The following is a 24,489-nucleotide window of genomic DNA, read 5'->3' as shown; positions in this document are numbered from 1 at the left end:
TGTGTTGGGTTGAAGGCCTCAGGCCGTCTCGTTGAACAGCTCTCTGCCGATCAGCATGCGGCGGATTTCGCTGGTGCCGGCGCCGATCTCGTAGAGCTTGGCGTCGCGCCAGAGGCGGCCGGTGGGAAACTCGTTGATGTAGCCGTTGCCGCCCAGGATCTGCACGCCCTCGCCTGCCATCCAGGTGGCCTTCTCGGCGGTGTAGAGAATCAGCGCGGCGCAATCCTTGCGAACCTGGCGCACGTGCGCCGTGCCCAGGCGGTCCAGGTTCTTGCCTACCGCGTAGGCGAAGGCGCGGCTGGCCTGCAGCACGGTGTACATGTCGGCGATCTTGCCCTGCATGAGCTGGAATTCGCCGATGGCCTGCCCGAACTGCTTGCGATCGTGCAGATAGGGCACGGCCACGTCCATGACGGCCTGCATGATGCCCAGCGGCCCGCCCGACAGCACGGCGCGTTCGTAATCGAGGCCGCTCATCAGCACCTTGACGCCGCCGTTGACCTGGCCGAGCACGTTTTCCTCGGGCACTTCGCAGTCCTGGAACACCAGCTCGCCGGTGTGGCTGCCGCGCATGCCCAGCTTGTCCAGCTTCTGCGCGACGGAAAAGCCCTTAAAGCCCTTTTCGATGAGAAAGGCGGTGATGCCGCGCTGGTGCGCCTCGGGATCGGTCTTGGCGTAGACCACCAGCGTATCGGCGTCCGGGCCGTTGGTGATCCACATCTTGCTGCCGTTGAGCACGTAGCGGTCGCCCTTTTTCTCGGCGCGCAGCTTCATGCCGACCACGTCCGAACCGGCGCCCGGTTCGCTCATGGCCAGCGCGCCGATGTGCTCGCCGCTGACGAGCTTGGGCAGGTATTTGCGCTTTTGCGCTTCGTTGCCGTTGCGGTGGATCTGGTTGACGCACAGATTGGAGTGGGCGCCGTACGACAGGCCGATGGACGCGCTGGCGCGCGAGATTTCTTCCATCGCCACCATGTGAGCCAGATAGCCCATGTTGGTGCCGCCGTATTCCTCGCTCACCGTCATGCCCAGCACGCCCAGTTCGCCGAATTTGCGCCACAGGTCCATGGGAAACTGGTCGGTGCGGTCGGCCTTTGCGGCGCGCGGCGCGATCTCGGCCTGCGAGAAGGCAGCCACGGCCTCGCGCAGCATGTCGATGTCTTCGCCCAAGTCAAAGTTCAGGCCGGGTATGTTCACGGGTTATCTCCTCGCTCGTGTTTAGGCTTGCTTGACCAGCAGCAGTTCTTTGCAGAGCCGCTCCTGCTCGGTGATTTCCTGCAGGGTTTCTTCGATGTCCAGGCGCTGCTGCTCGAGCGCCGCGCGGTGGCGGGCCAGCACGTTCAAATATTCGCGCAATTGCAGCTCGGTGTCGCCTGGCGTGTCGTACATATCGATGAGCGCACGGATGTCGGCCAGCTGCAGGCCCAGGCGCTTGCCGCGCAGGGCGAGCTTGAGCCGCGTGCGGTCGCGCGCGCCGTAGATGCGGTTGCGCCCTTCGCGGGCCGGGCTGACGATGCCCTGGTCTTCGTAGAAACGTATCGTCCGCGGCGTGATCTCGAACTCGCGGGAGAGTTCGGAAATGGTCCAGGTGGGCGACATGCGATATCTCTGGAGCAGTTTACGTAAACGTAAAGTAACTGCCTCTGGCAGCTGCGTCAAGATGTCTTGCGGTGGTGTTGATCGACAAACAAAAGCGCTTCTGTGACAAACATAGCGCTTCTAAGTAACACCTGCGTCGGGCTTTCCTCAGCGGCTGGACCGGCAGAATCAGTAATAACCCATCGCTGCGTGAGGTGAACTAGCACCCGAGGATGCCAAGCAGCGCTTCCAGTTGCGCGCAGCCTGCGCGCACTGCATCCAGGAGCTCTCGCGGAAAGTGACCCGGATAAACACTAGCAACAGTTGCTGGGAGGGAGAACCGCTCTTCAAAAACCCGTTTGTGATCCGCAGAGCTGCGCACGCCTGTATCTCCGTGCATCCGAAGCAAGATCGCTTCAACACAAGGATCACAATACACCGGGAGTATCTTTTTCTTATGCGCGTCTTCAACCGCGCGCGCACCAATATCTGCATCAGCGCTGAACAACAACGCAACGTGCGAGTGAGGGAGTTGACGAGCAATGCGCACGGTATCCGATACGACGCTCTCCGCACCATTGCCCCTCGCATTGCGAACTGTCAGATTCCTTCCCTCGACCCTCGAAGTGTAGAGCTCCCTAAGATGCTTAAGGAAAGCCTCCTCCGCATATCCTTGCCCAACAACTAGGACCGTCTCCCGGACAACGCGAATAATCTTGTCACGCGCTGCCATGTCTTTGCTCAAACACGAGGTATGGCGCCGTAGGCACCCGTGAGGTACTTTGCAGCGAAATTGTCATCACTTCGAACGCCTTGGACGGAGTCGAGTCGCCAAGCCTGGCTCTCGCATTCCTTTTTCTCAACCATGTAAATCTGAGCTTTGTGTAGAAGGTTCAGTACCTCAGCCGAATGGCACGAAAGAATGATTTGTGCACCATGAGGGTTAGTGGAAGGGTTGTCAAACAAAGAAAGGATTGGCTCGATCATCAACGGGTGCAGGTCGTTCTCGAATTCATCTATAAGCGCAATCCCACCATTAGCAAGTGCAGGCAGTAGATCAGATAGAAGAACAAAGGCGGCCTGCGTGCCCGTCGACTCATGAAAAAAAGGCACTTCATGGATCTGCCCGCTGCGGGACTTGTGGATTCCCCACGGATACCAGACCTTTTTTTGCTCATCTGGCGCGGCAGTCACTGGCGGCTTCACGTTCAACTCTCGCAATTGGACGTCCTGCAATCCGAGATCCCACGAGCTTAGCAACACCTTCATCTGATCCTGCAGCGCAACCTGCTGAGCAAAGAAATCAGCCGCATTAAACAATGCCTGTTGATCTAACCCATGTCGACCAGCGAAGCTAATGTTGGCGCGCAATCTATTTCCGGTCAGGTGCTTGGCTACCTCAACGCCATACTGAGCCGCCGTCGCAATCAAGGAAGCATTTGGGCGGACCTTCGCAGCTTCGGTCGAATTAAAACCAAAATCCTGCTGCTTGATCTGGTAAGAGCTTGTCGTCTCATCCCAGTCACGCACGAAGACGTAGCCAAAACGCTCTCTCTTGCGATATAGCGCCTCGTGAATGACTTGCTTGGACGTCACACGTAAGACGTAGCGCCAGACCGTGCCCTCACCGTCTTCGCCCTCTGCTTCGAACTCTGAAGGTTTCTCCTTCGCAGCAAAGTGCGTCTCGACTGGGATCGGCTGGTCTGGTTTGAGCCCCGTAAAAGATCCACGGACAAACCAAATGAGGAAGGCTAACGGTTTGAGAAGCGATGTCTTACCTGCACCGTTCGCCCCTAGAGCAGCAATGGCGGTGCTTAGGCGTTGCCCTGATAGGGCAGTCCGATCCCAGCCGCGAGTGCTCGCTTTTTCGGTTAGGCGAAGCGAGACCTCTGTGCGCTCGAGAAAACTCTGCACATTGCTGAAGGCGTAGTAATGAAGCATGACGTTTAAAGATGGGATGAAGTCTCTAGATCTGGGGCAACCAGAGAATTATTCGATGTTAGCAACAAAAATTTGTGAATAACCCAAGAAAATGACCCAATAAATGGCGCTTTCTGTGCCAATACGTGAGCATCTAGTTCAGGCAGATCGCCGAGGTCCTAAATTCCTTTGTTTTTCATTTTAAACAACAATTTCTACAATTTTTTGTACGAAAGTAGATTTGTGCTATGATTTATCAACTACTAACAGCAAAAAATCAGATTTTATGGATTCGTCCCTCAAATCACCAAGCCAAAAGGGAAAAACATGACCGAAGCAGCTGCCGCACCGCGATTCCAAGTGCTTGCGCTCTCTGGGGGAGGTTATCGAGGCCTCTACAGCGCCAAGATCTTGGCGGACCTCGAGCAGGAAATCGGCGGGCCGATCGCCACGCGGTTCAACCTGATCGCCGGGACGTCGATCGGAGGCATTCTCGCGCTTGCCGTCGCGATGGAGATTCCGGCCTCGCGCATGGTCGAACTGTTCGAGAAACACGGCGCTGAGATCTTCAAGCGGCGCTTCTGCCTCTGGGGCGTTCTGCGCGCGCCGTACTCGTCCGAGCGCCTGAAGGAATTGCTGAGCGGCGACGAGATCTTTGGCAGTCGTACGCTCGGTGACTGCAAGCATCCGGTGATCGTACCGGCGATCAACTACTCGACCGGTCAGCCTCAGCTGTTCAAGACGCCCCATCATCCCAACTTCAAGCGCGACCATACCTTCTCGTTGGTCGATGTGGCGTTGGCCACCAGCGCGGCACCTGCCTACTTCCCGCGGCACACATTCAACAACAATCAATACGTCGACGGCGGCCTTTATGCGAATGCACCCGGCCTACTGGCGCTGCACGAAGCGCAAAGCTTCCTGGGCCAGCAGCCGGAGGACGTGCACATGATCTCGATTGGAACAATGTCGTCGAAGTTCACGGCAGATCCGCGACGCAATCGCAGCGGCGGCAGTTACGACTGGGGTGGCCTGCATCCGATCAACATGCCCAAGCGCCTCTTCGGCCTGTCGATCTCCGTCCAAGAGTCCCTGAGCGATTTCATGCTCAAGCACCGGCTGTCTTCCAAGTACATATCCCTGGACGATGTCCTCACCGATGAGCGTGCGGGCGCCGTCGCGCTCGACAAAACCGACGGACCGGCTCGAGAAGTACTGCTCGGCGCAGCGTCAGAACGCTCCAAGTTCAGCCTCGGTCAGCCCGATTTCATTGAGTTCCTGCAACACCAAGCTGTCCAACCCACCTTTTACTACGGCACCAACGTAAAGCGAGAAACGCCATGCTGAAATTCTCCAAGCTCCTATACCAGCATGGTCTGGACAAGGACACTTTCGAAAATCACATCCGTCCCGATGCCGAGCAGGAAGAGACGCTGCGCTCCAGCATCAAGAAGATCCGTGAATATGTGCGCCCTCGCGTGGCCGCGGCAACCGTGTCCAAGCTCGGTATGGAGCGCCCGGTCACGCCGCGCTTCCGGACGCAGGGTTCCTGGTCCTATGACACCTGCGTCACACCCGATCAAACGCCCCCTCAGGAAATCGACTGGGACTACGGCATCTACCTTCCCGTGACGGTTTGGGAAGAGAACGGACCGCCCAACGAGATGGCCAAGGCCTACTTCGACCTGATGGAGGAAATTCTCGACGAGCTGTGTCGGAAGGAGCGCTGGACGCTGAACAGCGGGAAGGACACCTGCATACGGATCCAGATTTCCAAAACGGCACATATCGACTTGCCGCTATATGCAGCCCCTGAGGGCGAGTTCGGGAAGATTGTCGAGGCGACCTCCATGAAGGCTTACGCCTTCGATGGAATCAAGGCGGATAGCCTCGCAGAGGAAGAATGGACCGAGCAGCAGTGGGACCAGCTCAACTGCATCGTCATGGCCACACGCAAGGGAGAATGGCGGAAGTCCGATCCGCAGACGGTAGCCAACTGGTTCAAAGATCGCATTGAGGAGCATGGCTTTCAGCTGCGCCGTGTTTGCCGCTACCTCAAGGCATGGCGGGATCATCACTGGAACCAGGGCGGCCCCACCTCGGTGTCAATCATGATCGCGGCGGCTCAAGGTTTTGCAGCCCGCCCCGAGCGCGATGACCTTGCGATTGAGCAGGCGGCCCGTCGGTTGATCTCGGCCTTTCGGGGCGATATCCGAGAGAAAGGGATCGACAATGGCGAGGAAGACTTCAACCGTCTCCCGGAAGCCGACCGTGTTATCGCGGCACAGCGCTTCCAGCTGCTCGCTGATACATTGAGCCAGGTCCGTGGCTTGAACGCCACGGAGAAGCAGACCGTGGTCACCAGCTTGCGAGCACAGCTCGGCCCGCGGTTGCCAGACGACGTGAGCCGCATCGAGCCCGAGGGAGATGCCGATACCATCCGCAATACCCCTGCCGAGCGCGTCGCTATCCCGGTTGTCCGCTCCAACAAGTCGGGCTGACTGTGAGCGTGACGACGCTGGGTGAATCGCTGAGGTACTTGCGCAGCCAAGGTTTTGAGCCCAGGGCTGCGCGCCGTCCTTCGCGCGCCTTTTCCGGCGTCCTACGTTGTTCGAAGGGTCCCGTTCCAATCACCCTGACGATCAGCGATTGGGACTTCTTGGAATACCCGCAGATCGCGCTGGCCGAGCCCCCATCGTTCCTGCCTTCGCTTCTACCTCACGTGGATATCCACGGAAATCTTTGCTATTTCGCAAAGGGCTCGGTGACTCTGGATCGATACGACCCGGTGATGTCACTGGCGCAGTGTCTTCATCAGGCCACTGGCGTCCTGGACAAGATCGCGACAGATCCGAAGTACAGGAACACTGACATCCAGGACGAATTTGTTGCACATTGGGAACTAGGTCAGACTCGTTGGCAGGTGTATCTCGGCGAGATCGAAACCGACGCCAAACACGCGCACTACTTCAAGCTTCGCGACAAAACCAAGTCGGAAATCCGCATCCTCGTCTGCAGCAATCCTACTGAGGCTGACCGGCTTGCGCAGGCCTGGGGCTGGGACGTCATGCCCTTGCACAGAAAGTGTTGGCTATTCAAGACAGTTCTTCCGCCGTCTGTTCCCGAGCGTCTGCCCACGACGGTAAAAGAGCTGTTCCTGTGGCTGAGGCAATGGGATCCCAAGCTTTCCCAGGCGCTGCAGAGTGTGCTCGGCGGGGCAGGCTACCTGAATCAAGACTATGTAACCTTCGCTATCGATACGCCCGTGGGCTGGGTGGGGTTCGGGTTCGACCTGAACAAGCAATACAGTCAGGGATACAAGAAAGCACCTAAGAGGTTTCGGAATTACCTGCATAACGCTGGTGGTCTGCAGCCGCTTTTTCGCATGGCACTTCGGCCAATTAGCAGCAAGTTTGTACACAGCCGCAACCTGTCGTACCCCGACCTTCGCGGCAAGAGCATTACCCTCGTGGGTTGCGGTGCAATAGGGTCTTTCGTAGCGATGGCCCTGGTACGCCTTGGCGCAGGCACGGGTGGGCGCGGTCGTCTTCGCCTTATCGATCCTGAGAATCTTGGCCCCGAAAATCTCGGCCGCCATACTCTCGGTTATCCGGCGCTATTTCAGGCCAAGGCGGTTGCGTTGCGAGACGACCTGCTGCGCCAATTCCCACATAGTCGCATCGACGCAGCACCGCAAAGCGTCGCCGACGTTGACCGCCTATTCGCGGCCGATCTGATCGTCGATGCCACCGGCGAAGAGGCTGTGAGCGAGTACATCAACGGCCTGCGCCTACAAGGCAATCACAGCGTCCCAGTTCTGCACGTCTGGGTCAGTGGCAACGGAGAGGCAGTACAGGCTCTTTGGGCGGACAAGGCCGGCGATGCTTGTTATCGTTGCCTGGTGCTCCCGGACCAGCATACCCACCGCCTTGAACGGATAAAGCTTCGAAAAGTAGACCCTGACCGCCGCATGGATGGGTGTCGGGCCTTTACGCCCTATGCAGTGTCCGCTCCGATGCATGCTGCAGCGCTGGCTACCGACATGATCTGTGATTGGCTACAAGGTGATCCTTCGCCACGATTCCGAACACGCCCCCGCGAGAATGTGGATCTGTTCAAGGTGAGAAATCAGAATCTTCCGAAGATAAAAGGGTGTCCTGCATGCGGTCAGCCTTGATCTGGCAAGTACCAAAGAGCCCGGCTGGACAAATCCTAGTGGAGGCCGAACCATTAATGCTGATGGACCAGTTCTGGCAGGACGATGGGGTCAAACCGGAAAGCGGTGGCATCTTGCTCGGATACCGCCGCTGCAACCACCTACACGTCACGATGGTCACAGTCCCACAGCCTAGCGACCGCCGCCAGAGATTTCTTTTCAGGCGATCCAAGGGTACACACCAAGATATCGCACTACACCAATGGCACGCTAGCGGACAGACTATCGACTATCTCGGCGAATGGCACACACATCCAGAATCTCAGCCAAGTCCATCGCGTCTGGATTACACAGAGTGGGCGAAAATCTGCGCACGCGTACAGAAGCCCATGCTCTTCATGATTGTCGGTTGGACCGGCGAGCTCTGGCTAGGTTGCTCAAGTCGAAAGCGTGTGCAGAAGTGTGAACGCTCGGCCTAGTGACTCCACCCACAAAAATGGCTTCACGCTGGCACCTTACGCAGCTTCCGAGACTTGAACCACAGTCCCCTGAGGTTAGGCGCATTTCCTTTGTCGCGAATCAGAAGCGGTATTGTTTGTCGATCGCACATGCAGATTTGTAACGACAATCGCTCTACGTTTGTCGTTCAACCATCCTGAAACCAGGTTCCCTAGAGGGATGCCAGAAGCGTTTTTGATTGTTGCTCAACAGTGGCCTCACGTTTGCTTGATTTCTCATATTAGCCAGACTAGACTAACTCCAAACATCTTGGAGAGTCACCATGTCTCACGTCAACATGCTGGAAGCGAAGTCCTCATTGTCGCGTTTGGTGGACGATGTGGAGTCCGGGCGTGAGCGAGAAGTCATCATCGCGCGCGGCGGCCGGCCCGCGGCGCGGCTTGTTCCGCTTGCGACGCAACCGCCGGTTGAGCGGCGGATTGGGGTTGCCAAAGACAAGTTCGTCTTGCCGGAGTCCATCGACGCGCACAACGAAGAAGTCGCCGCGCTGTTCTACGGGGACTCCAAGTGAATGTGTTGCTGGATACGCATATCGCGCTCTGGGCGGTGCAAGATAGTCCTTTGCTGACCTCCCGTGCGCGCGAAATCATTCTGGCGCCAGCCAACACGATTTATGTCAGCGCGGCCAGCATCTGGGAAATCAGCATCAAATTCAGTCTGGGACGTGGCGATATGCCGATTTCAGGCAGGCAAGCGCTGGTGTATTTCCGGGAAGCAGGCTACCGGGTTCTGGCTATCGAGCCGGAGCACACCATCGAGGTGGAAAACCTTCCTGCGCATCACAAAGACCCGTTCGACCGTCTGCTGGTGGCACAAGCGCTGACTGAACCTTTGAGGCTGCTCACGCATGACCCGCTTGTGGCTTTGTACAGCGACTCCATCTTACAGGTCTGACCACTAAACATACTGCTTGTGGCTCAACACGGTATTGGATACGACAACCCCCACAAGCCCCCGCCACCACCGCTGCGAGGCACCCCTCGGCAACCTCGTCGGGGATTTTCTGTTATTTCTACCGGTAATTTGATGTAACCAGCACCGTCCGTCTCGACGGGCATGCAGTGCAAATCTGGGGAAAGTCATGACGTCTGCGGTTGCTTACGATCTGGCCTACGGCCGGGAGGCGGCGATACGCCTGCAACCGATCCAGGACACGGTTGCCGCGCTCGCCGAGCAGTTCTCGTCGAACTTCTTCGATTCGCTGGTCAATACGGCCGAAGGCGCGCGGATCCTTGGGGCGCTGCTCGAGCAGGACATCGCTCACCTGAAAGCGCGCGAGGCGCAACATCTGCGCCTGCTCTTCGCCCCGCAACTGACGATGTCGCAACATCAGGAAACGGCGCAGCGCATCGGGCGCGCGCACGCGCTGGTGGGCGTCGAACTGCAGACGCTGATCGAATCCTTCGCCCTGTTCCAGCAGGAAATACATCAGGAGATCCTTCCCCTGATCGCGCAGGAGTCCCGCCAGGATCTTCTGGAGATAATCGAAAAGCGCAATTTCATGGATCTGCAGTCGCAGGCAGGGGCTTACCAGCGCGTCGATACGGAACTTTCCCTGGCCGCCGCGTCGATCGACGAGCTGATTCAGCAGACCGCCAATTTTTCGGATCTCGTGCGCGGCGTCATGGGCATCATCGGAAAGGTCGAGGGGGATTTGTCCGTCTTTTTCGCGCGCTGCGACACCTCCGGCGAATTACAGATCGAAGTTTCGCAAGGCGCGGCGGGACATCGTTACCACGAGGCCATGGAAACCGGCCTGGTGCCCAGGATCAGCATCGATCCGGCCCGCGCTTCCGGCCAAGGTCCGGGCGGCCGGGCGTGGCGCAGCGGCCAGATCGTCGTGACAGACGCCTGGGTCTTCGAGTCGCGCAACAAGCCCTGGCAGGTGCTCGGCAAAGAGCTGGGGTTTCGCTCCAGCGCCGCGGTGCCGCTGCTGGACGACTCGGGCAAGACGATCGCCTTGCTGAGCCTCTACAGCGGCTGGCCGCGATTCTTTTCCACGCTGCGCATCGGCACCTTTCTCAACCATCTGCAAAAGATGCTGAGCCATGCGGTCGAGAGCTTGAACACCGTGCCGGTCATTTCCCTGCCGCTGCGGCAGCGGTACCGCGCGCAGATCTCCCAGAAAAAAGTGACGTTTTTCTACCAGCCGATCATCGATCTGCGCAGCGGCGAGCTGCGCAAGGTCGAGGCCCTGGCCCGGGTGCTCGACGAAGATGGCCACATTGTGACGCCGAACCGCTTTCTGCCGGCCTGCGGCAATGAAGAGCTATTCGAGCTGCTGGAGCTGGGACTGGCGCAAGCGCAGACCGACGCGGCCGTGCTGACCGGCGAGCGTCTATGCTCATTGATCGCATTGAATTTTCCTGCCGAAGGCATCGGCGATCCGCGCTGCGAACGCGCCATTCTTCAAGCGGTGGAGCGCTGTCAATCCAGCGGGGTAGGCATTGAGCTGGAACTTCTCGAGAGCCGCGAGGGCCATGACACCGACGAACATCGCTACGCCTTTCTGCAGAAGCTGCGCGATGCCGGCATCAGGCTGGCGCAGGACGATCTCGGCTCGGGACATAGCTCGCTGCTCAGGCTGGACAAATACGCGTTCGATGAAGTCAAGATGGATCAGGGGTTCGTCCGAGGCGCAACGCAGCGCCCTCAGCGCGCGCTGGAGTTCATGCTGTATCTCACGCGCCTGGTGCACGCTTTCGACATGCGCGTCACTGTGGAAGGACTGGAACATCGCGGCCTGATCGAAGGCGCCCTGATCCTGGGCGCGGACCTGGGCCAGGGGTACGGCATTGCACGCCCCATGCCCGTCCACGACCTGCCGGCCTGGCATGACGGGTTTCGGTACGACGTGGACTCGCGCCGCCCGAAAACGGCGTTGGGCGCGTTGGCGACCTATCTGTTATGGGATACCCAGGCCATTGCCTCGCATTACGGCGAACCGGATGATCTTGTCGATGCGCGCCGGATCATGGAAGCGTTCATTGCCGAACGCGGCCTCGAACGGACGGAGCTGGCCGGCCTGCTCGCGGAACACTTCGAACGCGGCGGCTCGGCCCGCTCCCGCATACGAGCCCATGTCATCGCTGGACTGACGCAGATATGGCACGCGGAGACAGGTGCACCGTAACCTCGGCTAGGCGCTGCGCCGGCTCAGCAAGCCCAGCCCTCTCCTGGCCGCGTAAGGCAGCACTGCCAGCGCGAGCAGGGCGGCCAGAACCGCCGGAGACACCACGTCGCGCAAAGACGTCACACTGGAAAGCCGCGTGCCGATGCCGACATAGACGGCCGTGGCCGGCAGCGTACCCAATTGGCTGGTCCACCAGAAGGTCGAAAGCCTGATGGAGGTCACGCCCATCAGCAGGTTGACCAGCCAGGACGGGATGACGGGAATAAGACGCAGGGTCAGCATATACATCCATCCTTCGCGCCTGAGGCCGGCATCGATCGCACGCACGCGGTCAGGGAAGCGCGCGCCGACGGCCGCGCGCAGCAGGTAGCGCGATATGCCGAAGGCCAGCGCCGCGCCGAGCGTCGATGCGAACGAGACCAGGGCGACGCCCCACAGCGCGCCGAACAAGGTGCCGGCGGCAAGCGTCAGTACGGTCGCCCCCGGAATGGACAGCGCCGTGACCGCAACGTACGCGGCGCAGAAAGCCAGGGACACCGCCACCGGATGTAGGTTGCGCTGGTGCAGGAAGGCGGCCTGTTGCGCCTTCAGATAGTCGATGGACAGATACTGCGCGCCGCCGGTCCGAAAAAAGACTATTGCCAGCGCCGCGATAAGCGCCAGCAGCACGATACGGCCGGCGCCGCGTCGGGCAAGAATCGATTTCTTGCCGGTCTTTTCCGGGGGAACAGGCGCTGCTTGCATGTCGAGAGGTTTCATTTATTGTTCAGTATCGGCGCGAGAATATCGCGCATGGCTTGCTTGCGCACCTGCCGGCGCCCTTTTCCGGGGCTTCGGAACGAAAGGCCCGCACACGGCGCCGTACGTCGGAACAAAGCCGTTACGGCCGGGCATCCGGATCGGGCAGGGTTGCACGGTGGTATCGTAGGTGCGCATGTCGGCGACTTCATCGGCAAAGCTTGTTTTCAGTCAGCTTTCGCCGATGCACCCCGTGCTTTGATTTAAAAATCAATCAGCCCAGAAGGAAGGAGATTCTCATGTCCGACGATATCGTCATCGTAGCGGCCCAGCGCACGGCCGTTGGCAAGTTTGGCGGCTCGCTCGCCAAAACGCCGGCGAGCGAGCTTGGCGCGCACGTAGTGAAAGGTCTGCTGGCCAAGACGGGCCTACCCGGCGACGCGATTTCCGAAATCATCCTGGGCCAGGTGCTGACGGCCGGCGTGGGCCAGAATCCGGCGCGCCAGGCCGTCATAAAGTCCGGGCTGCCGCAGGCCGTGCCGGCCATGACCATCAATGTGGTTTGCGGCTCGGGCCTGAAGGCCGTCATGCTGGCGGCGCAGGCGATCAAATGCGGCGACGCCGAGATCGTCATCGCCGGCGGCCAGGAAAACATGAGCGCCGCGCCCCACGTTCTGCTCGGCTCGCGCGACGGCCAGCGCATGGGCGACTGGAAGATGATCGATTCGATGATCGTCGACGGCCTGTGGGACGTCTACAACCAGTACCACATGGGCATCACGGCCGAGAACGTGGCCAAGAAATACGGCATCACCCGCGAGATGCAGGACGCGCTGGCGCTGGCCTCCCAGCAGAAGGCCGCCGCGGCCCAGGACGCAGGCAAGTTCAAGGACGAGATCCTGCCGTTCAGCATTGCGCAGAAGAAGGGCGACCCGATCGTCTTCGAGGTCGACGAATTCGTGAACCGCAAGACCAATGCCGAAGTCCTGGCCGGTTTGCGGCCCGCTTTCGACAAGGCCGGCTCGGTGACCGCCGGCAATGCGTCCGGCATCAACGACGGCGCCGCCGCGGTCATGGTGATGTCGGCCAAACGTGCGGCCAGCCTGGGCCTGCAGCCGCTGGCCGTGATCCGCGCCTACGCCACCACCGGCCTGGATCCGTCCATCATGGGCATGGGCCCGGTACCCGCTTCGCAGCTGTGCCTGAAGAAGGCCGGCTGGACTGCGCAGGACCTGGACTTGATGGAAATCAACGAGGCCTTCGCCGCGCAGGCCTGCGCCGTCAACAACGAAATGGGCTGGGACACCAGCAAGATCAACGTCAACGGCGGCGCCATCGCCATCGGCCACCCGATCGGGGCGTCGGGCTGCCGCGTGCTCGTGACCTTGCTGCACGAAATGAATCGGCGCGGCTCGAAGAAAGGCCTGGCCTCGCTGTGCATCGGCGGCGGCATGGGCGTGGCGCTGGCAGTCGAGCGCGCTTGATGTCGAGCTAGCCGCTCGCGGTTCCGTCAGGAGCTCAAGTAAAAGGGCCACTCTTCTTCGGAGTGGCCCTTTTTGCGTCGACGCGTATGCGATATCCGCTTGTGTTCTTCAGCCGGCTTCGACGACGAACATCCTTGCCTGCTGAGCCTCCTGGCGTTCGGCCTTGATCGGCGCGTATCGCTCGGAGTTGTAAAAAGCCAGCGCCTGATCCAGGGTTGGAAACTCGAACACGCCAGCCATCGGCAGCGGCGTCTCGTCGCCTTCGAGAACCTGGGCAACGCGGCCGAAGTACAGGATCCGTCCGCCTGCTTCCTGCAGCGCCGCCTGGAAACGAGGAGCGAGCGCCGCCTGCCTGGCGGAGTCGATGACACGCAGATTGATATGCACATAGGCCGGCACGGTACACCTCCAAATAATGTATATACATTATAATTTGCATGTACCAAGCCGTCGAGGAAGCGGATGTGAACGGGTTCGATCCCAAGTCTTTGAAGAACGTCGCCGCGGAATGCCCGGGCTTCCAGGCTCGCGCGACGGCGCGTGCGATCACGCGCTTCTACAACGCGTGTTTTCGGCAGTTCGGGATCACGGCCGAGCAATTCAGCCTCTTGGTCGGAATCGGGGCGGCCGAGGAAACCACCGTTGTCCAGCTCGCGGCCAGCGCAGGGGTCGATGCGACCACGCTGAGCCGCAATGTCCGCAACCTCGAAGAGCGGGATCTGGTCTGCGCCGAAGGCGGACGTGGCCGCGCCGGAAAGCGGCTTAGCCTGACCCGCTCCGGACGTCGCCTCATGGCCGATGCCTTCCCGGTATGGGAATGGGCCAAAGCGGAACTGTCCCGCCACTTGGGCGAGAAAGGACTTCTATCGACGAGGCAGGCCATGGCAGAACTGGCCGAGGCGGCGGAAGCCTCATCATCCGTCGCTCTCGAACCGTCGCATCGTTCTCGCTAACGGGGTCGGCTGCGGTCGCAACGCATTGCAGCCTAGCAAAGCACCTTGATGCCCCCGGGCGTCTGGATTTTGGCCGTGTATCTGAACACCGTGCCTTGAATCACCGCAGGTGCGCCAGCGATGTTCAAAGTACGATAAAGCGCCCGCACCTTTTCGGCGTCCGGATGTTCGAGCACAAAGCCGAGCAGCTTGCAGCCCTGTTCCGCCTCCGACGAAAAGGAGGGGCTCTTGCCTTGCCGGTCTATCAATGCCGGAGCCACCCCATTCAAGGGCAGCAAACCACCATTGGGAATGGAAAAGAAGTAGCTGGAGACGCTGCCCTGGAATTCCCGCTTCTCGCCATAAACGGACGCGTGCTCGGCCATGTGGCGATCGAAATGGTCTGTGCTCGCCACCCAGCTGCGCAAGCGCCGCCCCTCATCCCATGCCTTGCGAACCGCCGCGCGATTGTCGAGATCGAACCATCTGGGACCGACGATAGGCGGCGCGTTCTCGTCGATTGCGATCACCTCGAGATAAACCGTGTCGCCAAGCCGCAGCAGATGATTGTGCGTGCTCATGTTGGCGTGCTTGCGGCCAAAGGGAATGTCTATGCCAAGACAGGTGCGAACGTGCTCCACGCCTTCTTTCAAAGAGGGCGCGATGACGGACAGGTGGTCGAGTTTGGGCATATTTCTGTGTGCCTCCTTATCTCCTGGCTAATCGACCCCGTCGATCGGCACGTTCATCCCCGTCTTGATCCGGTCCATCGCAACCAGCGTCTTGAATGCCTTGACATTGTTGTTGCCGTGAAAAAGCTTGCGCGTGAGCTCCACGTACTGGGCCATGTCGCGCACCAGGAAAATCAGCACGAAGTCGCACTCGCCCGCTACGTAGTAGCACTGCTGGATCTGGGGATAGGCCTCGAAACTGCGGCGCATTTCGTCGTGCAGGTCCGCCCGCTCGCTTTCCATCTTGACCTCCACGATGAGGGTCAAGTCGTAGCCGAGGGCCTTGGGGTTGATGCTGGCCGTGTAGCGTTCGATGACGCCGGCGCCCGACAGCAGCTTGAGCCGGCGGTTGACGGCCGCGGTAGACAGGTTGGCGCGCACGCCCAGCTCGCTTTGCGCGATGCGCGCGTCTTCCTGCACCGCGGCCAGCAGCACGCGGTCGTAGCGGTCGATATCGGAGGTCATAGTGGACACCGGTTCGGAGAATCGCGATGAATCGATAAAAGATTCAATTCAAAGCCCATTAATTCATAAAAAATTCGCCTTGCGGAGAAATATTATTTCAATCCATCCCCTGGAGAACCTATGTCCACCCCTACGCCCACCCTCGATGCCGGCCGCCTGCTCGAACAGATCCGCCTTTTGGGCGAGATCGGCGCCGACGCCGAACAAGGCGGGCGCACGCGCATCGCGCTGACCGACGACGAAAAAGCGGGCCGCGATCTGCTGGCGCAATGGATGCGCGAGTTGGATCTGGACGTGCGCGTCGACCGCATCGGCAACCTCTTCGGCATCCTGCATGCCGCCACGGACGCGGGCGACGAGCAGCCCTTGATGATCGGTTCGCACATCGACACCGTGCGCAACGCGGGCGCGCTGGATGGCTGCTATGGCGTGCTCTCGGGCCTGGCCGTGGCGCGCGCCTACCGCGCGTCGGGCATCACGCCGCAACGCGCCATCGTCGTGGGCGCCTTCACCAACGAAGAGGGCGTGCGCTTCCAACCCGACATGATGGGTTCGCTGGTGTATGCGGGCGCGCTGGACGTGCAGGCCGCGCTCGACACGTTGGGCACGGACGGAACGCGCCTGGGCGACGAACTGGCGCGCATCGGCTATGCGGGCGACATGGAGCCCGGCGCCATCGTGCCGCGCGAATACCTGGAACTGCACATCGAGCAAGGCCCGGTGCTGGAAGCCGAAGGGCAGCTCATCGGCGTGGTGGAGAGCCTGCAGGGCATTTCCTGGCAGAAGATCACCATACTAGGCACAGCCAATCACGCCGGCACCACGCCGACCCGGCTGCGCCACGACGCGGGCTATGCCGCCTGCGCCGTCGCGGCCTTCCTGCGCGAAGAGGTGGTGGGCGCCGCGCCCGACACCACGCTGGCCACCGTCGGCTCGCTGCGCCTGGAGCCCGATCTCATCAACGTGATCGCGCGCAAGGCCACGTTCACGGTGGACCTGCGCGATCCGGATGAACAGCGCCTGCAGGTTGCCGAAAAGCGCCTGGCCGGCTTTCTCGCGCAGATCGCCGAACGCGAAGGCGTCGAGATCAAGACCGAACGCCTGGCGCGCTTCGAACCCGTGGTGTTCGACGCCGGCCTGGCCGATGAGATCGAAGCCTCGGCCGAGCGCTTCGGCTTTACGCATCGGCGCATGACCTCGGGCGCCGGGCATGACGCGCAGATGATCGCGCGCATCGCGCCGGCGGCCATGATCTTCGTGCCCAGCCGCGGCGGCGTCAGCCACAACCCGCGCGAGCACACCGACGACGAACAACTCGTGCAGGGCGCACAGGTGCTGCTGGACGTGGTGCAGCGGCGCCTGGCGCGCGCCTGATCTGTTTTCTTCTCATCTCGAATCACGGAAAAAAACCCATGTTGATCGCCAACCCACGCGCCGCGCGCACGCTCTATCCGGCAGAACTGCGCGCGATCCTGTCCATCGACAAAGCCCGGCAAAGCCGCCAGTGGCTGTCGCACTGGCGCGAGATTGCGCCCGTCGCCACGCCCTTGCACGATTTGCCGGACCTGGCTGAAGCGCTGCAGATCGCACGCTTCAGCGTCAAGGACGAATCGGCGCGTTCGCCGCTGGGCAGCTTCAAGGCCCTGGGCGCACCCGCGGCGCTAGTGCGCCAGATCCTGCGGCTGCATCCCGACATCGATCCGCAAGGCGTGCTCGCGGGCCGCTATGCCGACCGGCTCAAGAACTACACCGTCGTCAGCGCCACCGACGGCAACCACGGCCGCGGGCTGGCCGCCGCCGCGCGCGACGCCGGCTGCTATTGCGTGATCGTGCTGCATGCGAATGTCAGCCAAGAGCGCGAGAAGGCCATCGCCGCCTACGGCGCGCAGATCGTGCGCATCGCAGGCAACTACGACGAGTCGGTCCAGGAGGCCGCCCGCCTGGCCTCCGCCCACGGCTGGCAGGTCGTCTCCGACACCTCATACGAAGGCTACGAGGACATTCCGCGCGACGTGATGCAGGGCTACGGCACCATCGCCGCCGAGATCGTGGAGCAGACCGCCGTTCAACCCGACACAGCCGGCGCTTACACGCACGTCATGCTGCAGGGCGGCGTCGGCGGCATGGCGGCCGGACTCATCAGCTATCTGTGGGAACACCAGGGTGTGAACCGCCCGCGCTTCATCGTGGTGGAGCCCGTTCAGGCAGACTGTCTGATGCAGAGCGCAATACAAGGCCGCCCGGCCAGGGCGACAGGATCGGTCGATTCGGTGATGGCAGGCCTGGCCTGCGGCGAGACGTCACCCCTGGCCTGGCGCTTTCTGGACACCAGCGTGGATCACTTCGCCACCATCGAAGACAACGAAGCGATCGACGCCATGCGCGTACTGGCCCGCGGCAGCGAGCAGGACATTCCCATCGTCGCCGGCGAATCCGGCGTCGCAGGCCTGGCCGCCCTGCGGCGCCTGCGCGGGGACGCGAGCTTGTCGGCGCAGGCCGGGCTCGACGCGCAATCGCGCGTGCTGATCATCAACACCGAGGGCGCCACCGCGCCCAGTGTCTTCAGGCAATTGGCCGGCACGTCCGCCGACGAAATACTTCAACGGCAGCAGCAATTTTCAAGGAAGAATCATGTACGTTGACACCGAACTGGGCGCTCAACTGGTGGGCTGGCGTCACCACCTGCACCAGATACCGGAAACCGGCTTCAACGAACACCAGACTTCGCGCTTCGTCGCGACGGCGCTGGAACTCATGGGCCTGGAAGTGCATCGCGGCATCGGCGGCACGGGCCCGGTGGCCAGCCTGCGCGTGGGCGACGGCCCGGGCACAATTGGCCTGCGCGCGGACATGGATGCGCTGGGCATGGCCGAGACCGCCGAAGGCCGGGCGCACATCTCGAAGAACGCCGGCTGCATGCACGGCTGCGGGCACGACGGCCACATGGCCATGGTGCTGGGCGCGGCGAAGCTGCTGACGCAAAGCCGCGACTTCAGCGGCTCGGTGCGCTTCATCTTCCAGCCGGCCGAAGAGCACGGTCGCGGCGCGAGCGCCATGATTGAGGACGGCCTGCTCCAGCGCTTCCCGGTGGACGAGATCTACGGCGTGCACAACAACCCCGGCATGCCCGCGGGCCGCATCGCCACGCGCGTGGGCGGCATCATGGGCAGCGAAGACAACTTCGTCATCCGCGTCCAGGGCCGGGGCGGCCACGCGGCGCGCCCGCACATGGCCGCCGACCCGCTGGTCGCCGCGGCCGACATCATCCTGGCGCTGCAAACCGTCGTGGCGCGCTCGGTCGATCCGGCCGATACGGCCGTGGTGTCGTGCACCGAGATCCACACCGACGGCATCCGCAACGCCATTCCCACGCACGTCGAAATCAAGGGCGACACGCGCAGCTACGCGCCGCACGTGCAGGCTCTGCTGGAAAAGCGCATGCGCGAGATCTGCCATGGCATTGCCCTGGCCCACGGCTGCGTTTGCGAGGTGCAATACACCCACGAATTCGTGCCCACCGTCAACTGGCCGCAATGCGTCGCCACGGCTGTGCGCGCGGCTCAGGCCGTGGTGGGCCCCGACAATGTGGACGAGAACGTCGCGCCCATGATGACCTCCGAAGACTTCGGCCGATTCCTGCAGGAAGTGCCCGGCGCATTCGTGCTCCTGGGCAACGGCGCGGCGGACACGCCGGGCGGCATCCCGCTGCACAACAGCCGCTACGATTTCAACGATGCCGTGCTGCCCGTGGGGGCGCGTTTCTTCGCCGAGCTGGTGCGCCAGCGCCTGCCTCGCGCCGCCTGACCCTGCTCGACCGGAAGCCGGTCAACCCCGATACGGCAAGCCTTGCACCAGGCGCTTGGCCAGCCTCGGTTGCTTCAGCTTTTCCAACCACCACGACAGGCCGCGCCCGGGCCTGTCGCCGCGCCAGGCCACGTACAGCGTGTTGGGCTCGCGCTGGTCCGCGGTGCGCTTGACGATCAACCGGCCGTCCTGCACCAAGCCCGCGACCCGCTGTAGCGGCAGCCAACCCACTCCCAGCCCGGCGCATTGCGCCATGGCCTTGGCATGCATGCTCGGCACGGCCAGAACGTTCTGGCCGCTCTGCAAGCCATAGCTGCGCTCGCCCGCGCGCCGCGATGTGTCGGCAACCACCACGGCTCGATGGGCCGCGATGGTTTCGCTGGACAGCGGTTCGCGCTCCTTGGCCAGCGGGTGGCGCGGCGACACGGCAAATACCCATTCCATGACGCCCAGCTCTTCCCAGTGCAATTTGGACATGGCGGGCGGCGCGTTGGTCGCGCCGATGACCAGATCGGCCCTGCCGTCGCCCAATGCCTCCCAGGTGCCGCCCAGCACTTGCGCGGTGAAGCGCAGGGACACGCCGGAGCGCAGCGCGTCGAAGTCGCGCACGAGCGGCAGGAACGTGTCGAACTCCAGTATCTCGTCGCTCACGATTCCTAGGCGGTCTTCCCAGCCGCCGGCCACTTGCTTGACGCGATGCGCCAGGCGATGGCTATCCAGCATGAGCCGTTCGGCGCCCTGCGCCAACAGTTGGCCCGCGGGCGTGAGCTGCAAACGGTAGCGGCGGCGATCGAACAACAATGCGTCGAAGCGCGCCTCCAGTTGCCGTGCCGCATAGGAAACGGTCGACGGGGCTTTGCCCAGTTGCGCAGCGGCGCGGGTAAGGCTGCCGCATTGCGAGATGGCTTCGAGAAGCGCCAGTTCATCCTCGGACAACATGTTCGATTCCTTCGAACGAGATCATCGGTGCGATTGTACGTAAGACGCGCGGCCGAGGAACAAGATACATCCATGGCGAACGACGCACCCCGCCCGTTCCCCCACCCCATATCGAGGAAGACCATCATGCAACGCTTTCAAGGAAAGACCGTACTCGTCACCGGCGGCAGCACCGGCATAGGCCTGGCCGCCGCCCAGGCTTATGCCGCCGAGGGCGCTCGCGTCGTCATCACGGGCCGCGACGAAGCGGCGCTGGCCGCCGCCCGCGAGCAGATCGGCCGAGGCGCCCTGGCCGTGCGCAACGATGCCAGCAGCATCGCGAACGCCGCCGAACTGGCCAGCGCCATTCGCGGCGCCGGCCTGACGCTGGACGCCGTATTCATCAACGCCGGCATGGCCCGGTTCTCGGCGCTGTCCGATGCGGATCCCGCGCTGTGGGACCAGATCTTCGACACCAACGTCAAGGGCGCCTACTTTCAGCTGCAGGCCCTGCTGCCTCTGCTCAACCGCGGCGCGGCCATCGTGCTCAACGGCTCGGTGAACGCTCACATCGGCATGCCGGGATCGTCCATCTATGCCGCCAGCAAGGCAGCCCTCATTTCGCTGGCGCGCACGCTGTCCGGCGAACTGCTGTCGCAAGGCATACGCGTCAATGTCGTCAGCCCCGGGCCGGTCACGACGCCCCTGTACGACAAGCTGGGACTGGATGCGCAGGCGCTGCGGGAGACATCGGCGCAAATTCAGGGTCAGGTACCCCTGGGGCGCTTTGCCACCCCCGCGGAAATCGCCGCCACCGTGCTGCACCTGAGCGCCGCGGAGTCCGCCTTTATCGTCGGCGCCGAAATCGTGGTCGACGGCGGCATGAGCCGCCTCTAAGAGACATGAAGACGATCCGAGCGGCCGGCGGCAAGCCGACAGGATCGGCGCCAATGGCTGCGGCGCCCGGATCGTCGCCAGGCGGCATCCCCGTTTGTCGTATGCTTAACGCAACGACGACGAATCGATGCGCCCCATGAATCCCAACGAGCAAAAACTGCATTACCCCTTCGGCGAGGCCCAGCCCGAACCCGGTCTGGCCCGCCCGATCGCCGAGGGCGCGGCCTGGGTGCAGATGCCCCTGCCCTTTGCCCTGAACCACATCAACCTCTGGCTGCTGCGCGACGAAATCGACGGCCGCCAGGGCTGGACCATCGTCGACTGCGGCGTGGCGCGCGAAGACACCAAAGCCTTGTGGGAGCGCGTGTTCGAGACCTCGCTCGACGGACTGCCGGTGCTGCGCGTGCTGGTCACCCATATGCACCCCGACCATATCGGACTGGCCGACTGGCTATGCCGACGCTGGCAGGCGCCTTTGTGGATCAGCATGACCGATTTCATGACAGCCTCGTTCTGGTCGTCGCGCGCCGGCGGTTCGGGCGCCGGCGGCGAAGGCGCGGTGGCGCATTTCGCCCGTCACGGCCTGGTCGACGCCGAATCGCAGGCCAAGATACGCGAGCGCTCCAACTACTACCTGGGCCTGGTGCCTTCGGTGCCCGCGCGCTTCACGCGCATGATGCACGGCGACATCGTGCGCATCGGCCAGCACGATTGGCGCGTGATCACCGGCTACGGGCATGCGCCCGAGCACGTGTCGCTGTACTGCGCCGACCTCAAGCTGCTGATCTCGGGCGACATGGTGCTGCCGCGCATCTCGACCAACATCAGCGTGTTCGACCACGAGCCCGACGCCAATCCGCTGCCGCTCTACCTGAACTCGCTCGACGGCTACGCCGATCTGCCCGAAGACACGCTGGTGCTGCCTTCCCACGGTCGCCCCTTCACCGGCCTGCACGAACGCATCCGGCAGCAGCAGGAACACCACGCCGAGCGGCTGGCCGACGTGCTGGCTGCCTGCCAGGAAGGGCCGAAGTCGACGACCGACATCGTGCCCGTGCTGTTCAAGCGCGCGCTCGACCTGCACCAGCTGACTTTCGCCATGGGCGAGGCGCTCGCGCACCTGCATGCGCTCTACCACGCGGGCAAGCTCACGCGCCGCGTCGGCGAAGACGGCATCATCCGCTTCTCGGCGGCGTGAGACCTGCGGTGCAAACGCCTGTCGATCACGACGACGCGCAGCTGGAGCAGTGGCTGCGCGAACGCTACAGCTGCCGCGCCTTCCGCCCCGAACCCGTGCCGCGCCACGTCATCGAACGCATACTCGAGCTGGCCCAGCGCACCGCCTCGTGGTGCAACTGCCAACCCTGGCAGCTCGCCATCGCATCGGGCGCCGGCACGGAGCGCGTGCGCGCCGCGCTCGCATCCCGCTACGCGCAAGACCCGCAAGGCCGGCGCGACTTCGGCGATCCCAGCGCCTACGAAGGCGTCTACCTCGAGCGTCGCCGCGAATCGGGCTACCAGCTGTACGAAGCGGTGGGCATCGCGCGCGGCGACCGCGAAGCCTACGGCCGCCAGGCTGCCCGCAACTTCACGCTGTTCGACGCGCCGCACCTGGCCGTCGTCAGCAGCCCCGCTGCGCTCGGCAATTACGGCGCCATCGATTGCGGCGGCTATGTGTCCACGTTCATGCTGGCCGCGCGCGCCAACGGCGTCGCCTGCATCGCGCAGGCGGCGGTGGCGCAATATCCCGACGTGCTGCGCCGCGAGCTCGGCCTGGCCGACGATCAACTCGTGGTCTGCGGAATTTCCTTCGGCTACGAAGACCGCGACCATCCCGCGAACCAATACCGAACCCGTCGCGCACCCCAGTCCGAAACCGTGAACTGGATCGACGAATAGAAAGCCATGTCCGACTCTTCCAAGCACATATCCACCTTCCTGGCCCACTCCGGCGCCGCCCCCTTCAACCCCGAGACCGGCGTCGCACCGGTCAACCTGCCGCCGATGCGCGCCAGCACCGTGCGCTTTCGCGACCTCGACAAGCTCGAGCACGTCCAGCGCCGCCGCGCCGAAGGCGGCCGCCCGGCCAGTTACGGCATCTACGGCATGGACACGCACATTGCGCTGGAAGACATCTTCAAAGCGCTGGAAGACGGCGAACATTGCGCCCTGCAACCCTCGGGCCTGGCGTCCATCGCCATGGTCTTTCTGGGCCTGCTGTCGGCGGGCGACCATGCGCTGGTGGCCGACTGCGTCTACGGCCCGATTTATGAGTTCAACAACGCCGTGCTCAAGCGCATGGGCATAGAGGTCACTTACTTCCCCAGCAGCGCCACGCCCGACGAGCTCGAAAAGCTGATCCGGCCCAACACGCGCCTGCTCTACATCGAGACGCCCGGCTCGCTGCTCTTTCAGATGATGGACATCCCCGCGCTGGCCGAGCTGGCCAACCGCCGCGGCCTGGTGCTGGCCACCGACAACACCTGGGGTTCGGGCTACATCTACCGCCCGCTGCAGCTGGGCGCGCACATCTCGGTCATCGCAGGCACCAAATACATCGCCGGCCATTCCGACCTCATGCTCGGCGCGGTGGTGGCGCGCGATCACGGCCTCTTCCAGCGCATCGCCCGCACGCAATACGCCGTCGGCAACTCGATCAGCGCCGACGACGTCTGGCTTGCCCTGCGCGGGGTGCGCACCATGCCCTTGCGCATGGAGCAGCATGCCAAGCATGCCATGACGATTTGCGACTTCCTGTCCCGGCGCCCCGAAGTCTCGCGTCTCTACAACCCCGCCTGGCCGCAAGACCCGGGGCACGCGCTATGGCAGCGCGACTGCACCGGCACCAACGGCATGCTGGCCGTCTCGCTCAAGTTCACGCCCGCCCAGGCACGCCGCTTCGTCGAATCGCTCACGCTCTTCGGCATCGGCTTCTCGTGGGGCGGCTACGAGAGCCTGGTGCAGCTGGTGACGCCGGCCGAGCTGGCGCGACATGCCTATTGGTCCGAAGGCGATCTGGCGCTGGTGCGCCTGCACATCGGCCTGGAAGACCCGCGCGACGTGATCGCGGACCTGACGCAAGCGCTGGAAGCCGCGAAAGAGGCCTGACGATCCTGCTCGGCTCTAGTCCGGTCTGCGGCGGCCAAACCCGGCACTTCGAAGCCGGAGCGCTTTATGCCCGCGGCGGCGATGCGGCGCAAGAAAACGAGCCCCC

General features: G+C 62.5%; 25 protein-coding genes. 16 read left to right on the top strand and 9 right to left on the bottom strand.

All coding sequences use genetic code 11. The features are described from left to right. Positions 1 to 18: 18 nt before the first annotated feature. The 4 genes from ACTHJ1_RS15560 to ACTHJ1_RS15545 all read right to left on the bottom strand — a co-directional run bounded on the left by ACTHJ1_RS15560 (position 19) and on the right by ACTHJ1_RS15545 (position 3,519). A complete protein-coding gene (locus ACTHJ1_RS15560) occupies positions 19 to 1,197 on the bottom strand; it encodes an isovaleryl-CoA dehydrogenase (RefSeq protein WP_440194041.1) in 1,179 nt (392 codons plus the stop codon). 21 nt (positions 1,198 to 1,218) lie between these two features. Then, complete coding sequence (locus ACTHJ1_RS15555) at positions 1,219 to 1,599, bottom strand: MerR family transcriptional regulator (RefSeq protein ID WP_440194038.1); 381 nt, start codon at positions 1,597 to 1,599, stop codon at positions 1,219 to 1,221. A 199-nt stretch (positions 1,600 to 1,798) separates the two neighbouring features. Further along, positions 1,799 to 2,311: a hypothetical protein gene (locus ACTHJ1_RS15550; RefSeq protein ID WP_440194035.1), complete on the bottom strand. Its 513-nt coding sequence runs from the start codon at positions 2,309 to 2,311 to the stop codon at positions 1,799 to 1,801. Positions 2,312 to 2,319: 8 nt separating this feature from the next. Then, positions 2,320 to 3,519 (bottom strand): AAA family ATPase, encoded by a 1,200-nt coding sequence (locus tag ACTHJ1_RS15545; protein ID WP_440194032.1) that lies wholly within the window; start codon positions 3,517 to 3,519, stop codon positions 2,320 to 2,322. A 306-nt stretch (positions 3,520 to 3,825) separates the two neighbouring features. Here ACTHJ1_RS15545 and ACTHJ1_RS15540 point away from each other — a divergent pair, with 306 nt between their 5' ends. The 7 genes from ACTHJ1_RS15540 to ACTHJ1_RS15510 all read left to right on the top strand — a co-directional run bounded on the left by ACTHJ1_RS15540 (position 3,826) and on the right by ACTHJ1_RS15510 (position 11,306). Then, positions 3,826 to 4,845, top strand: a complete 1,020-nt coding sequence (locus ACTHJ1_RS15540) for a CBASS cGAMP-activated phospholipase (protein WP_440194029.1) — start codon at positions 3,826 to 3,828, stop codon at positions 4,843 to 4,845. Then, complete coding sequence (locus tag ACTHJ1_RS15535) at positions 4,839 to 5,999, top strand: CBASS cGAMP synthase (protein ID WP_440194026.1); 1,161 nt, start codon at positions 4,839 to 4,841, stop codon at positions 5,997 to 5,999. Before ACTHJ1_RS15540 ends, ACTHJ1_RS15535 begins: the two co-directional genes overlap by 7 nt. An 8-nt stretch (positions 6,000 to 6,007) precedes the next feature. Then, positions 6,008 to 7,675 (top strand): ThiF family adenylyltransferase, encoded by a 1,668-nt coding sequence (locus tag ACTHJ1_RS15530; RefSeq protein WP_440194023.1) that lies wholly within the window; start codon positions 6,008 to 6,010, stop codon positions 7,673 to 7,675. Beyond that, positions 7,660 to 8,133, top strand: a complete 474-nt coding sequence (locus ACTHJ1_RS15525) for a Mov34/MPN/PAD-1 family protein (RefSeq protein ID WP_440194020.1) — start codon at positions 7,660 to 7,662, stop codon at positions 8,131 to 8,133. Before ACTHJ1_RS15530 ends, ACTHJ1_RS15525 begins: the two co-directional genes overlap by 16 nt. 302 nt (positions 8,134 to 8,435) lie before the next feature. Then, positions 8,436 to 8,684 (top strand): type II toxin-antitoxin system Phd/YefM family antitoxin, encoded by a 249-nt coding sequence (locus ACTHJ1_RS15520; protein ID WP_440194017.1) that lies wholly within the window; start codon positions 8,436 to 8,438, stop codon positions 8,682 to 8,684. After that, on the top strand, positions 8,681 to 9,067 hold the full coding sequence (locus ACTHJ1_RS15515) for a type II toxin-antitoxin system VapC family toxin (RefSeq protein WP_440194014.1): 387 nt from the start codon (positions 8,681 to 8,683) through the stop codon (positions 9,065 to 9,067). Before ACTHJ1_RS15520 ends, ACTHJ1_RS15515 begins: the two co-directional genes overlap by 4 nt. Before the next feature lie 187 nt (positions 9,068 to 9,254). Further along, positions 9,255 to 11,306 carry an EAL domain-containing protein gene (locus tag ACTHJ1_RS15510; RefSeq protein WP_440194011.1) on the top strand — a complete coding sequence of 684 codons (2,052 nt, stop codon included), beginning with the start codon at positions 9,255 to 9,257 and terminating at the stop codon, positions 11,304 to 11,306. A gap of 6 nt (positions 11,307 to 11,312) precedes the next feature. Here ACTHJ1_RS15510 and ACTHJ1_RS15505 read toward each other — a convergent pair whose 3' ends face one another. Continuing rightward, positions 11,313 to 12,065: a TVP38/TMEM64 family protein gene (locus ACTHJ1_RS15505; protein ID WP_440194008.1), complete on the bottom strand. Its 753-nt coding sequence runs from the start codon at positions 12,063 to 12,065 to the stop codon at positions 11,313 to 11,315. A gap of 278 nt (positions 12,066 to 12,343) precedes the next feature. On the opposite strand from ACTHJ1_RS15505, the gene ACTHJ1_RS15500 reads away from it, so the two are divergent. Further along, positions 12,344 to 13,528, top strand: a complete 1,185-nt coding sequence (locus ACTHJ1_RS15500; protein WP_440194005.1) for an acetyl-CoA C-acetyltransferase — start codon at positions 12,344 to 12,346, stop codon at positions 13,526 to 13,528. 108 nt (positions 13,529 to 13,636) lie between these two features. On the opposite strand, the gene ACTHJ1_RS15495 is transcribed toward ACTHJ1_RS15500, so the two are convergent. Next, complete coding sequence (locus tag ACTHJ1_RS15495; protein WP_440194002.1) at positions 13,637 to 13,927, bottom strand: DUF1330 domain-containing protein; 291 nt, start codon at positions 13,925 to 13,927, stop codon at positions 13,637 to 13,639. 38 nt (positions 13,928 to 13,965) lie between these two features. Here ACTHJ1_RS15495 and ACTHJ1_RS15490 point away from each other — a divergent pair, with 38 nt between their 5' ends. Then, the gene (locus ACTHJ1_RS15490; protein WP_440193999.1) at positions 13,966 to 14,481 is read left to right on the top strand and encodes a MarR family winged helix-turn-helix transcriptional regulator; all 516 of its coding nucleotides are present in this window, start codon (positions 13,966 to 13,968) and stop codon (positions 14,479 to 14,481) included. Positions 14,482 to 14,513: 32 nt separating this feature from the next. On the opposite strand, the gene ACTHJ1_RS15485 is transcribed toward ACTHJ1_RS15490, so the two are convergent. Both ACTHJ1_RS15485 and ACTHJ1_RS15480 read right to left on the bottom strand, forming a co-directional pair. Then, the gene (locus ACTHJ1_RS15485; RefSeq protein ID WP_440193996.1) at positions 14,514 to 15,152 is read right to left on the bottom strand and encodes a VOC family protein; all 639 of its coding nucleotides are present in this window, start codon (positions 15,150 to 15,152) and stop codon (positions 14,514 to 14,516) included. A gap of 27 nt (positions 15,153 to 15,179) precedes the next feature. Further along, the gene (locus ACTHJ1_RS15480) at positions 15,180 to 15,656 is read right to left on the bottom strand and encodes an Lrp/AsnC family transcriptional regulator (RefSeq protein ID WP_440193993.1); all 477 of its coding nucleotides are present in this window, start codon (positions 15,654 to 15,656) and stop codon (positions 15,180 to 15,182) included. Positions 15,657 to 15,776: 120 nt separating this feature from the next. On the opposite strand from ACTHJ1_RS15480, the gene ACTHJ1_RS15475 reads away from it, so the two are divergent. Genes ACTHJ1_RS15475 through ACTHJ1_RS15465 form a run of 3 tightly spaced genes read left to right on the top strand, consistent with a single transcriptional unit; the run spans position 15,777 to position 19,460 of the window. After that, entirely contained in the window at positions 15,777 to 17,030 is a 1,254-nt protein-coding gene (locus tag ACTHJ1_RS15475) for a Zn-dependent hydrolase (protein ID WP_440193990.1), read from the top strand. Between the two features lie 38 nt (positions 17,031 to 17,068). Beyond that, a complete protein-coding gene (locus ACTHJ1_RS15470; protein WP_440193987.1) occupies positions 17,069 to 18,298 on the top strand; it encodes a diaminopropionate ammonia-lyase in 1,230 nt (409 codons plus the stop codon). Continuing rightward, positions 18,288 to 19,460 carry a M20 aminoacylase family protein gene (locus ACTHJ1_RS15465; RefSeq protein WP_440193984.1) on the top strand — a complete coding sequence of 391 codons (1,173 nt, stop codon included), beginning with the start codon at positions 18,288 to 18,290 and terminating at the stop codon, positions 19,458 to 19,460. The genes ACTHJ1_RS15470 and ACTHJ1_RS15465 overlap by 11 nt, the downstream gene beginning before the upstream one ends. A gap of 21 nt (positions 19,461 to 19,481) precedes the next feature. On the opposite strand, the gene ACTHJ1_RS15460 is transcribed toward ACTHJ1_RS15465, so the two are convergent. After that, the gene (locus ACTHJ1_RS15460; RefSeq protein WP_440193981.1) at positions 19,482 to 20,399 is read right to left on the bottom strand and encodes a LysR family transcriptional regulator; all 918 of its coding nucleotides are present in this window, start codon (positions 20,397 to 20,399) and stop codon (positions 19,482 to 19,484) included. A 126-nt stretch (positions 20,400 to 20,525) separates the two neighbouring features. Between ACTHJ1_RS15460 and ACTHJ1_RS15455 the strand changes: the two genes are divergently transcribed. The 4 genes from ACTHJ1_RS15455 to ACTHJ1_RS15440 all read left to right on the top strand — a co-directional run bounded on the left by ACTHJ1_RS15455 (position 20,526) and on the right by ACTHJ1_RS15440 (position 24,383). Next, entirely contained in the window at positions 20,526 to 21,275 is a 750-nt protein-coding gene (locus ACTHJ1_RS15455; protein ID WP_440193978.1) for an SDR family oxidoreductase, read from the top strand. A gap of 136 nt (positions 21,276 to 21,411) precedes the next feature. Further along, the gene (locus tag ACTHJ1_RS15450; RefSeq protein ID WP_440193975.1) at positions 21,412 to 22,473 is read left to right on the top strand and encodes an MBL fold metallo-hydrolase; all 1,062 of its coding nucleotides are present in this window, start codon (positions 21,412 to 21,414) and stop codon (positions 22,471 to 22,473) included. A gap of 8 nt (positions 22,474 to 22,481) precedes the next feature. Beyond that, positions 22,482 to 23,174: a nitroreductase gene (locus tag ACTHJ1_RS15445; protein ID WP_440193972.1), complete on the top strand. Its 693-nt coding sequence runs from the start codon at positions 22,482 to 22,484 to the stop codon at positions 23,172 to 23,174. Between the two features lie 6 nt (positions 23,175 to 23,180). Then, a complete protein-coding gene (locus ACTHJ1_RS15440; RefSeq protein ID WP_440193970.1) occupies positions 23,181 to 24,383 on the top strand; it encodes a trans-sulfuration enzyme family protein in 1,203 nt (400 codons plus the stop codon). Positions 24,384 to 24,489: the final 106 nt, after the last annotated feature.

This window comes from Bordetella sp., assembly GCF_051960075.1.
Lineage (GTDB): Bacteria > Pseudomonadota > Gammaproteobacteria > Burkholderiales > Burkholderiaceae_B > Bordetella.
The sequence above is the reverse complement of the archived record's forward strand: the minus strand, read 5'-3'. Positions and strand labels throughout refer to the sequence as shown.